This window comes from Melghirimyces profundicolus, assembly GCF_003054245.1.
Classification (GTDB): Bacteria; Bacillota; Bacilli; order Thermoactinomycetales; family DSM-45169; genus Melghirimyces; species Melghirimyces profundicolus.
In genome coordinates this window covers 60,145-70,547 of sequence record NZ_QBKR01000022.1, presented here as the reverse complement: position 1 = coordinate 70,547, position 10,403 = coordinate 60,145, and the positions used below count along the sequence as shown (strand labels likewise).

The window sequence follows — 10,403 nt, the reverse complement described above, 5'->3', positions numbered from 1 at the left end:
GCACCAACAATGAGCGTCGATTCCGTGATTTGCTCCAGTTTTCGATTTTGCTTATACTTCATGTGAGTACCTCCTTGTTATTGAGGGGTCAAGGCTTTGACACCCCGTATGCTAACAGGAGGTACTTTCCTTGCGTACACTTTTTATAAATTGTTGGCGGTACCCCGTTATACTTAATCATCTTCTCTTGCTCTTCCGGATCGTTATCCGAGATAATGCCCTCGCCGCCGAAAAAAGAGCCATTTGGAAAAGCCATTGTAAGCTTCCACCTTGTTCGTGGTGGCCGTGGTCTGCTACCGTAGATCAAATCCGGAGCATTTTTTTAGCCTTTATAAGATAAGCGTATAATGAATTTTTTTCCACCTGGGAAACGTTCCAATCTTTCGGGATGGATGAAATCACTTTATATATTTGCTGATCCGGCAACTGCTCAATTCTTTTTACGAACCGTAACAGCTCATCCGGACTGCGAAGCTGATTCAGACACCATTGATAAAAGGCGTTCGGTTTGAGTTTCTGTGGCAGGTATCTCAGTGTATGTGGTGTCCAATTGCAATTAAGTCTATTAAGTCTATTTCGAAAACTATGACAAGAAAAACTGTGACCATGATCAATCATATAGATCTTATAGCGGCCCTGACGGGAAGTTTTTTTAAAAAGAACATTTCTTATCTTCCGGTCAATGTTATTAACCCATTGATCAAACACCATAATCCCGGCCAATTGTCCACCGTTTATGATGTTCGCTCTGACCGGGAGGCGGCGTTTATCTGGATTAAGTGTACAATTGTGCATGAATTCGCTTGCGAATTGATGGCCAGGTGCGAAGTTGTATTGGGATAAGATCGGGTTCGCCCTGACAAACGTTTGTGGTATATATACAATTTGAAAAGGGGGCACCGGAAGGTTAAGCAATCGGGCCAATCGCCCTGCAACGTACTCGTTGACAAGCGCTCTGGTTCCCTGGGCGTTGTTTTTAAATTTGACTATATACTTGCGACCATCGCTGAAAAGTATCAATTGGGGTCGGGAACTCCCCCTTGGAATTCTTTGGATATGCCTGACCGGTTGTATTTCCCTCATTATTTCAAATCACCTATCTCAACGCTTTGAGATAGTAGATATTTTGCGTACCGCATGGGGTTATAGTAAGTGTTTTTAAACATCGCATATTCTCCGGCAGAGTGAAAAGAGTATCGCAAATCGCGAAAATTTACCTCGATTAACCAAGGATGGCCTTGTTGATCGACCCCGATGTCCAGCCCCGCATCAGCAAAAGCTGGATACGTTTTCTCCAAAGTTCGGCATACCTCTAAAGCTAATCGCCTGACCTTTTGAAGAATGATCTGAGGGTTTCTTTTCGGAAAAGCGTGAGACAAAACGGTGGGTGCCGGAACGGCCTTCCCGCTTTGCGACAGATTCGTCAAATTTCTCTTTCCCTGTGCTACCTTGGCCGTTTCACCGCTAATTTGCCACTCGCCTTTTCTCCCTTTTTGAACGGATACCCGCAAGTCAAAAGGAGATCCGTGGTATTTCGCCAATGAGATCCCTTGTTGAATTAAAAAATGACGGTTGATTAAGTGTTGTTCCGCTAGTGCCCGTTTCAGTTGAATCTTGGAAAGTAAACGTTTTTTCCCTTTATAGGGGCGGAATATATAATGATGATCCCCGGTTGATTGGATTTGGGAAATCCTCCTCCCGAGTGATCCGATCGCCGGTTTAATAAAGACGATGGGATAACGTTCAAGCAGTTTCAGGCCTTGAGTAGAAGCAATGAGTCTCAGAGTAGCCGGGAGATGGGGTTGAAGACACGGGTTTCGGTTCAGCAAATGGTGAATCCTCCATTTATTTCGGTTAATATCGGGATTAAACAATCGCCTGCCCAACAGCCGGGAAAGAGCCTTAAGTTTTGGGGAACGGATCAGAACCCGCTTATGTACGACGCGGGGAAGGGAGCAAACAGTTAAAACATAGCGTTGTACGGACGGGTTCCAAACAAAACCTCTAACTTGTCGTTTCTTTAAATCCAACCCTCTATGATCAAAAAGAATCGGAAGCACACCGTTCTTAACCCCATATTCATAATAAATACGTGCTTTCTCGTAGGTCGGCTCTCCCCTGATGACTTTGCGCAGTAAAGATGTTCCCAATAAAATCCCGATCTTAGGTTGATTACGCAACAGAACCGGCCCCCCCTTTCTTCACTCATAGAACAACATATGCTTAAAATCCAGGTGGGGTATAGACTGGTGTTGAAGCGTTAAAATGAATAAGCGATTTCCGAGCGGAGCGGACAACGTAATTCGCTTTCTATAGAGCAATAAGCCACCTGGATATCCCAGATGGCTTTATTGGATTTTTGATCAGAAGGGCATTGAAACAATGTCGGACTTGGCGTATGGGCTTCAGCCCTCCCTCGTCCAACGCGCCTTGTATCCCTATGGCTAAAGCCAGGGGTTTTACGGCACTATTTGATAAATAAAGGCCCTCAAGGTCTGATTTCAAATAAATGGTATCTACTTTGCGGTAAACGGAAGCAATGCTCCCTCTCCCCCCCCTGATGCCAATGGATCACCTTTTGCCACGCCCACGAGCGTTTCCCCAGGTGATACAGGGAGTCTTTCCGTTTCATCACGATTCCTTCTAACTCTGCTTCGCCGGTGATCCGAAAAAGCCCGATCCCGTTTCCCTCGACGTACCGGATCCGGGAAAACACCGAGTCCATCTTCGGTTCGGCGATATATCGTTCATCATCAAAAGGATGGTCAATCTTCCGCGCTAACATGGGAGGAGTATACATTTCATTCACCTAATTCCAGCGTAGCAAAAGAACCAGTTTATGGAGCTGGGAATCATTGGGTGATATTTGTTTTCAAGGGGGTACCTAGCATTGATTTCAGTTACGGGGTCATTGTGTCGGAAAATGAAAGCCCAGCGGAATCGCTGGGCTTGTTTACTGTACTCCCTCATTTCATTTTCGCTTTTTGATTTATAGCGTGAATCGGGTCAAGGTGGTTAGTCCGTGTAGTAGTTCGTTCCAGCCGAGAACTCGATGAAGACACACGCCTCGTCGCCGACCGTCCACGCATCGTGACCTGGCGGTAACATCATGATGTCGCCTGAACCGAACTCTTCCTCAGAGCCGTCATCCATGACGACTTTTAGACGACCCGACTGCACGTAGGCAACATGAGGGAACATACAACTCTCCGTCCCGGCATACGGCTTCAAATCGTTGGACCATTTCGCCCCTTTCTCGAAGGTGACACGGTGGACCTCGACACCATCAAGAAACACATTTTCCTTCTTGATCAAGCCGTAGACCTCCACCTTATCGGGTGTGTTTAGATTCTTCTTTTGCATTTTTGTTATATCACCTCTATAGGGGTTAGTTCGAGATACAGACTGCGATATATACAGTTAGCGTGGGGATAAGTTGGAATTTATGGAGTCTTCTGCCCAGTCACCGCCACGGTGGGCACGCCTTTTAAGGTATCTTTCTGGATCCAAATCCCCCTCCACGCGTACTTGGCTTCATATCGTAACGTTGCTGGTTTTACCCCAAGTTGAGTATCGAACCGGAAGAGATCCCCAGGCTAATGTTGGGCGAAAAGGGGAAACGGGAGAAGGAGGATTCAATGAAAAAGAAAATCAAATCAATTTCCATAAAATAGGCCCTCAAATTTCCGTTTTAAGGGCCTTTTATTTTTTCCCGAGGGGTCCAGGGTACCAGGATTCCTTATCGTTTTGGGGTCGTTATGCTTATAAAGGTGCGTCAAAAAAGTAAGGGCATCCTGATTCCGTTCCTTACGATTGCGGCAATTACGGACAATGAATGGGGCGCGGCCCCGTGACTTTTATGAAACAAGGGTTGCCTCAATGATACCTGAAAGATGGAGTAGGCACTCAGTCTCCTTTTACCCACGAATGATTACATCACTCCATCGCAAAGCTCCTTCGCCATGAAAGAAGGACCGTTTCTTTTTGTGATCAGCGGACTGCAATGAGATGGTTGGATGGCTCGGACACGCTGAGCCTCTGGATGCCGATTCTTAAACCAGGAATTCTATTTATGTGCGAGGGGATTAACGCCCCGGAGCCTCCCTTTTTATTCCAAAAACACGCATATAACCTCACAAAATGATTCTTTTGTAACGTTATATACAGAGAAAGAGGCAGGGAGGCAAAATCGGATGATTTTCGGCTTTCTATATCTCATCATATTGAGTTAATTTAGGTTTTGAGATATTTTGAGAAATGAGATTTAAGGCTGAATATCCGTTCCTTCAACTGACCGATGATGTTTCATTTCGGCCGTTTTCTCTCGTCCTGTTTTTTGGTGTTTTTTCCTTAATACAGATTTAAGCCGGTTTACTCACGCCTTTTGTAATAATTTGAATACTCATATCATTCCGGGGGTATCGAATACCTTCGCCGTTCAAAACTTTCGCCGTTCAAAACTTTCGCCCTGGAAAACGTCCCCCATGCCGGGCACACTAAAAACACAACCCGGAAGATTCGGGTTGTGTTTGCCTTTATATCAGGATCTTCCACCATACTTGGATCGACGTGGCCAGGATCAGAATGGCCAACGCATATTGCAAGTAGTGGACATTCGCTTTCTTTCCGACGGCTGCTCCCGCCGGTGCTCCGAGCAGACTTCCGATCACCAGCAGAAGAGCCGGAATCCAAAGTACATGCCCGGTCATCACCTTTCCAATGGTCCCTCCGATGGAGGATAGAAAGACAATCGCAAGGGAACTGGCGATGGTGGTCCGCATCGGGATCTGAAGCACGGAGATCATGATCGGGATCAGGATGAAAGCGCCTCCCGCACCGACAATCCCGGACAGGATTCCAACAAGGAAAGCGGACAGGATGGCGGCGGGACGATGATAACGGAGATTGGCCGTTTGAACATTTTTTTCTTCCCCGCCCCCTTCCCTTTTTCGTTTCGGGAGGAACATCATCACGGCGGCGACAGCGGCCAGCAAACCGTAAATCACATGAATGATGTCGTCGGGAAGGAACTTGGATCCGTATCCTCCCAAAAGACTTCCGAGCACAATGCTGATCCCCATGTCCAGCACCAGGCGTCCATGGATCAGTTTGCTTTTCTTATAGGAAATCACCCCGCCCAACGTAGCGAACAAAACCTGCACCATGGCCAGAGCCGACACTTCCTGGGCCGTGTAGTGCGCCGCCCCGAAAAAAGCCGGAATGTACAACAACATCGGGTACTTGATAATGGAGCCCCCGATTCCCAGCATGCCGGAGAAAAAAGATCCAACAAAACCAATGGCCAGCAGAATCATGATGAGTGCCGGATCCATGGGAGAACACCCCTTTCAAAAAAAGAGGGGGATCCACTCCCCCGTTTTGAAGTCTGCGGGAACTGAATCCCTTTATCCGTGGTGATGGACCGCACAACGATTGGGTCCGATTTCCAATTCCGTGGCTTCCTCTTCGTCCGGGGTTTGTTTCCCGCGGTTGATGGCTGTAATTTTTTCAAAGTTGGGCGGCGTGTCAGTGGAGGCAGCACCCGCAATCAGTTCCGTGAACACTTCTTTTCCCTTCGTTTGCATCGCACGGTTGTTCTCCCGGATCTCCCCGAGAGAAGCACCCACGATCCCGTTTTCGTCCATCTCTTCCATATCCGCGTAGTGGGCCGGAAGCACAAGGGTCTGGTCTTGGAGGTCCGAGAGCTTATGAAAAACCGTATCATACAACAGTTCCGCCCATTCCCGGGCTTTTCCGCCCAGATCCGGACGACCCAGGCCGCTGACGAAGAGGGTGTCACCGGAGAGCAGGAACCGGTCGTTCACCACGAAAGAGGTGCTTCCCGGGGTATGTCCCGGGGTCGGCAGGGCCAGCACTTTGATATCCACTTGCCCGAAGTGGATATGCTCTTCTTTTTCCAAGGGAGCGAAGGTGTACCCGGCCCCTTGCACTTCTTCAGACGCGATGTAATAAGTGGCGCCGGTTTCTTCCGCCAGTCCGGGCCCTCCGGAGATATGATCGGCATGCAGGTGGGTGTCCATCACGTGACGAATCCGGGCCCCTTCCCGCTCGGCCAGCCGGATATAGAACGCCGTGTGCCGGCCCGGGTCCACCACGGCTGCCTCGTCCCCGGTGACGATCAGATAAGACAGGCAGCCTTTGGCCATCCGGTTGACTTGGAACAGTTTCATGTTGTCGTCTTCAAAAACCAACGTATCGTTGTACACTTGGCTCCAGGCTTTCATTCCGCCTTCCAGGGAATACACGTTGTAACCCTTTCCGTCGAGGATCTCCGCCACGTATTGGGAGGAGCCTCCTTTGGCACATACCGTCACAATGTCGGTCTCGTCAGGCAAACGCTCATCGGCCACATCTTCGTCGTCCAGAAATTCAAAGTATGGGATATTGATCGAGTGGACGGTAGGACCTTCGATTTTCCAGTCGTCATAATCGGATTCGTTGCGGACATCCAGAATGAACAGGGACTCCCCCCGGTTCAGCTTGTCGCGCAACGCTTCCACCGTCAGGTTTTGCACTGCCATGGATGGATCCTCCTTTCAAAAATGAATGAACCGATTTTTAAAGATCGGTTTGAGTCTCGCCCTGCCAATCCTTCATGCCGGGAACCACATTCTTCACCTTTTCAAAGCCTTTCCCCGCGAGGATTTGGCAAGCGGTGTCGCTGCGGGTTCCGGTCCGGCAGATGACCCAGGTTTCCCGCCGGGGGTCCAGCTCCTCAATCCGCTCCTCCAGTTCCCCGAGGGGGATGGAAAGGGCTCCCGGAATGTGACCGAAGGCGTATTCCATCGGTTCACGGACATCCACCAGTTGGATCTCCCCGTTCAGCCTTTGCTCCACTTCCTCCGGCCGGATGACATGGGGGTGTTGCTTCTCTTCCCTCTCCTCCCTTTCGGAGGCTTTGCGCAGGAAGTGATGAAGCACCCCATCCTCTTCCCGGGATCCCAGGTATTGGTGTCCGGTGCGTTCCGCCCAGCTCTTCAGGTCGGCAAGGGATCCTTGGTCGGTGGCCTCCACATGAAGAACCTGGCCGGGCTTCAGTTCCTGAATGGCTTTGCGAGCTCTTACAATCGGCATCGGACAGGCCAGACCTTTGCAATCCAGATTGCGATCCGCTCGGATTTGGGACATGTTCCAGTCTCCTCCTTGTTTTGTGGGATGCCCCTCTTTTCGGTGAATGGGTTCATCCTTGATTATATACCCCCATGGGTATAAAGAGAATCAAAAAATAAAAAGAATGACCGTTGGCTCTCATTATACCCCATAGGGTATATGATATCAATAACCACTCTGCTCTTTAACGGCTGTTGACCAATAGCCGAACCGCTTCCTCCATAACTTTTTCGGGATTGCCGCCCTCCGGTTTTTTCGTCCGTTCCTCCGTCAGGCATTGCTGCAGATTGGAAGCAACCAGAAGTGCCATGGTCCGGTCCACCGCTTTTCGGATGGCGGACAGTTGGGAAATGACTTCTTTGCACTCTTTTCCGTCGTCCATCATGCGAAGGACTCCGGCCAATTGGCCCTGTGCACGGCGCAACCGGTTTTGCACATTGGAATCATATTGCATGGGGTTTCCCTCCTTCCGTGAAAAAAGAGCCGGAGTTCCCCCCGGGCTCTTTTGGGTCAGATGAACAGGTTGACTTTGGCATCGTAAGCTTCGCCCAGGTACGTGGCCACGCCTCCGTAATCGATGCCGTCGATCAGTTCGTCTTTGTCGATGCCCAGTACATCCATGGACATGGTGCAGGCCACGATGTTGACACCCAGGCCTTTGGCCATCTCCATCAACTCGGGCAGAGTGGAGATGTTTTTCTCTTTCATCACTTTCTTCATCATTTTGGCCCCCATGCCCCCCATGTTCATCTTGGACAGACCCAGTTTGTCGGGGCCTTGGGGCATCATCTTACCGAACATTTTTTCCATGAAGGCTTTCTTTTTCGGGGTTTGAACATTCTCTTTCCGGAGAATATTCAGCCCCCAAAACGTAAAGAACATGGTGACTTTGTCACCCATGGCGGCTGCCCCGTTGGCAATGATAAAACTGGCGATCGCTTTGTCCAGATCCCCGCTGAACACCACCATGGTCGTATTGTTTTGTTCTTCCGCCATTTCAAACCCTCCTCATCCTTTTTTCACGTAAAAGGTGTAAACTCCGTCTTCTTCTTGTTGATCCAGGATCTCGTGGTTGGCACGTTTCGCCCAACTCGCGAAATCATTAACCGAACCCGGATCGGTGGAGATGAGTTTCATCACTTCTCCGGAATTCAGCCGGTCCATCTCTTTTTTGGCCCGAACCAAGGGCATCGGACAAGCCAAGCCTTTTGCGTCCACGACCACGTCCGTTTTCATTTAAAAAAACCTCCTTTAAATACCTATACAGGCAAGGGTAAAATAATATAACAAAAACAAAACGACTGTATCTAATATACCCCCATAGGTATATGGGTGTCAAGGGATTCTTACTTTCGCTCGAAACGTTGTGATTTCATGTTCGTTTCGAGAAAAGGGGAAGCGTTTACCCAAAATAGCGACTTTGCTGTCCTGCCCAGCGGAGAATCAGCCTGCAAGGGTGTTCAGGGGCAAAAGCTTCTCTGTGTTGCATCCGAAGGCGTTTGCCCCTGCCCGCAGCAGGATGATTCGGAGCGGACAGTTCCACCATCTCTGCAGGACAGCATAGCGAGACCGGGGAGCGTAAGCGACCCAGGCGAGACTTATGCTCTGTGAGTGCAGCCGGAGCGGCTTTGGGTAAATGCTGCCGCTCACTTTTTCACAACGCTTCTCGGAGTTCGATTGGAAAAACCCCCTGTATTGACAGGGGGTTCGGCTTTATCGGACATTGATTTTGATTTCATGATGATCGTGAAGCGATCCTTTCTCTACGTGGGGTTCGTCCGAGATACGTGTAAAATATACGGTTTCAAATGGTATTATTTGAAAAGTCGCTTTTCTGACTATAGGAAGCGGCTTTTTGGTTTACGGCCAGCAATTTATAACTGTAAACGCGGAAGCTCGGGGGGAATCCTTCCGAGCCTCTATCTATTAGAGTACTTTCAAATAGATTTTGTAATATAATATAGTAAGAAAGTAAGAAATCAGGAATCCCTTTAAGGAGTGGGTTTATGTACCACGTCTACCGCATCAGTTCGAAAAATCAGGTAACCTTACCGAAACAGGTCCAAGACCTTCTGGAAGTTCGTGAGGGGGATTATATCACCTATCAAATCGAGGATGGTCGGGTTTACGTCACCAAGGCGGGCCTGATTCCCTTTCATGAGATTCAAAAGCTAAAGGACAAACAAAAGCCGGAATAAGGGGAAAACCATGCTGAAAGCGATTGGATTATTTCTCCTTGCAGGGCTTGCCGAGATTGGAGGAGGTTATCTCATCTGGTTGTGGCTACGGGAAGGAAAGCCGGCAGTTTGGGGACTCATGGGGGGATTTGTTCTGTTCCTGTATGGAGTCATTGCCACCCTAAAAGCTAACCAAAAGCAACGTGTTGAAACGAACGATCATGATCTTGCTGGGAGAGATCCTGGTGGCCGTTGGCTTGGAAATCTTTCTCGTTCCCAATCAAGTGATTGACGGGGGGATTGTCGGTCTCTCGATCATCTTTTCCCATTTAAGCCGCCTCCCGTTGGGACTGTTTCTGTTTTTCCTCAACCTTCCCTTTTTCTTTATCGGTTACAAGCAGATCGGAAAGACCTTCGCCCTCTCCACGTTGTTTGGGGTTTTGGTTCTCTCGATTGGAACCTTTCTTCTCCATCCGGTGGATCCGCTAACCGATGACCCATTGCTGGCCACGGTCTTTGGCGGGGTCATCCTGGGCATCGGAGTTGGAATGGTTATCCGTTATGGAGGATCCTTGGACGGAACGGAGATCCTCGCCATTCTGTTCAACAAACGACTCCCCTTTTCTGTGGGTGAAATCGTCATGTTTATCAACGTGTTTATTCTGGGGAGTGCCGGTTTCGTCTTTGGTTGGGACCGTGCCATGTACTCGTTGATCGCTTATTTCATCGCGTTTAAAATGATCGATCTCACCATTGAAGGGTTTGATGAAACGAAGTCGGTCTGGATCATCAGTGACAAACATGAAGAGATTGGGGACGCTCTGTTACACCGCTTGGGTCGGGGAGTCACCTATCTGAAAGGGGAAGGGGCATATACCGGAGAAGACAAAAAAGTCATTTTCTGTGTTGTCACCCGCTTGGAGGAATCCAAGCTGAAATCGATCGTGGAAGAAATGGATCCGGGTGCCTTTTTGGCTATTGGGAATATCCACGATGTCAAGGGGGGGCGCTTCAAGAAGCGGGATATCCATTAAGGCAGCAAAGGAAAAACTCCTTCCATTTCCAGAAGTCTCTTACTCTTAATGGACAGGAAGA

The 10,403-nt window shown here is 49.0% G+C and carries 12 protein-coding genes and 1 pseudogene; 3 read left to right on the top strand and 10 right to left on the bottom strand.

Annotation, left to right across the window (positions count from 1 at the left end; translation table 11 throughout):
* Nucleotides 1-166: 166 nt before the first annotated feature.
* The 10 genes and pseudogenes from C8P63_RS18825 to C8P63_RS14540 form a co-directional block, all read right to left on the bottom strand.
* Nucleotides 167-293 (bottom strand): annotated as a pseudogene (locus C8P63_RS18825) (Tn3 family transposase); the annotation flags it as partial.
* A gap of 10 nt (nt 294-303) precedes the next feature.
* Nucleotides 304-1,083, bottom strand: coding sequence for a HipA family kinase (locus C8P63_RS20095; protein ID WP_108025381.1), 780 nt, complete (start codon nt 1,081-1,083; stop codon nt 304-306).
* Nucleotides 1,083-2,180, bottom strand: coding sequence for a YheC/YheD family endospore coat-associated protein (locus C8P63_RS14580; protein ID WP_170109683.1), 1,098 nt, complete (start codon nt 2,178-2,180; stop codon nt 1,083-1,085). The genes C8P63_RS20095 and C8P63_RS14580 overlap by 1 nt, the downstream gene beginning before the upstream one ends.
* Before the next feature lie 835 nt (nt 2,181-3,015).
* A complete protein-coding gene (locus C8P63_RS14570) occupies nt 3,016-3,315 on the bottom strand; it encodes a cupin domain-containing protein (protein WP_211308289.1) in 300 nt (99 codons plus the stop codon).
* A gap of 1,220 nt (nt 3,316-4,535) precedes the next feature.
* A complete protein-coding gene (locus C8P63_RS14565; RefSeq protein ID WP_108025377.1) occupies nt 4,536-5,333 on the bottom strand; it encodes a sulfite exporter TauE/SafE family protein in 798 nt (265 codons plus the stop codon).
* Between the two features lie 72 nt (nt 5,334-5,405).
* Entirely contained in the window at nt 5,406-6,542 is a 1,137-nt protein-coding gene (locus tag C8P63_RS14560) for an MBL fold metallo-hydrolase (protein ID WP_108025376.1), read from the bottom strand.
* A 37-nt stretch (nt 6,543-6,579) separates the two neighbouring features.
* Nucleotides 6,580-7,149: a sulfurtransferase TusA family protein gene (locus tag C8P63_RS14555; protein WP_108025375.1), complete on the bottom strand. Its 570-nt coding sequence runs from the start codon at nt 7,147-7,149 to the stop codon at nt 6,580-6,582.
* A gap of 166 nt (nt 7,150-7,315) precedes the next feature.
* Nucleotides 7,316-7,585 carry a metal-sensitive transcriptional regulator gene (locus C8P63_RS14550; protein WP_108025374.1) on the bottom strand — a complete coding sequence of 90 codons (270 nt, stop codon included), beginning with the start codon at nt 7,583-7,585 and terminating at the stop codon, nt 7,316-7,318.
* Nucleotides 7,586-7,641: 56 nt separating this feature from the next.
* Nucleotides 7,642-8,127: a DsrE/DsrF/DrsH-like family protein gene (locus C8P63_RS14545; protein ID WP_108025373.1), complete on the bottom strand. Its 486-nt coding sequence runs from the start codon at nt 8,125-8,127 to the stop codon at nt 7,642-7,644.
* A 12-nt stretch (nt 8,128-8,139) separates the two neighbouring features.
* A complete protein-coding gene (locus C8P63_RS14540) occupies nt 8,140-8,367 on the bottom strand; it encodes a sulfurtransferase TusA family protein (RefSeq protein WP_108025372.1) in 228 nt (75 codons plus the stop codon).
* Between the two features lie 770 nt (nt 8,368-9,137).
* On the opposite strand from C8P63_RS14540, the gene C8P63_RS14535 reads away from it, so the two are divergent.
* From C8P63_RS14535 to C8P63_RS14525, 3 genes are read left to right on the top strand one after another with little or no spacing between them, the layout of a single operon-like run.
* Nucleotides 9,138-9,329 (top strand): AbrB/MazE/SpoVT family DNA-binding domain-containing protein, encoded by a 192-nt coding sequence (locus tag C8P63_RS14535; protein ID WP_108025371.1) that lies wholly within the window; start codon nt 9,138-9,140, stop codon nt 9,327-9,329.
* 10 nt (nt 9,330-9,339) lie between these two features.
* Nucleotides 9,340-9,600, top strand: a complete 261-nt coding sequence (locus C8P63_RS14530; RefSeq protein WP_108025370.1) for a YnfA family protein — start codon at nt 9,340-9,342, stop codon at nt 9,598-9,600.
* Nucleotides 9,530-10,342, top strand: coding sequence for a YitT family protein (locus C8P63_RS14525; protein WP_108025369.1), 813 nt, complete (start codon nt 9,530-9,532; stop codon nt 10,340-10,342). Before C8P63_RS14530 ends, C8P63_RS14525 begins: the two co-directional genes overlap by 71 nt.
* The last annotated feature ends 61 nt before the right edge of the window (nt 10,343-10,403 follow it).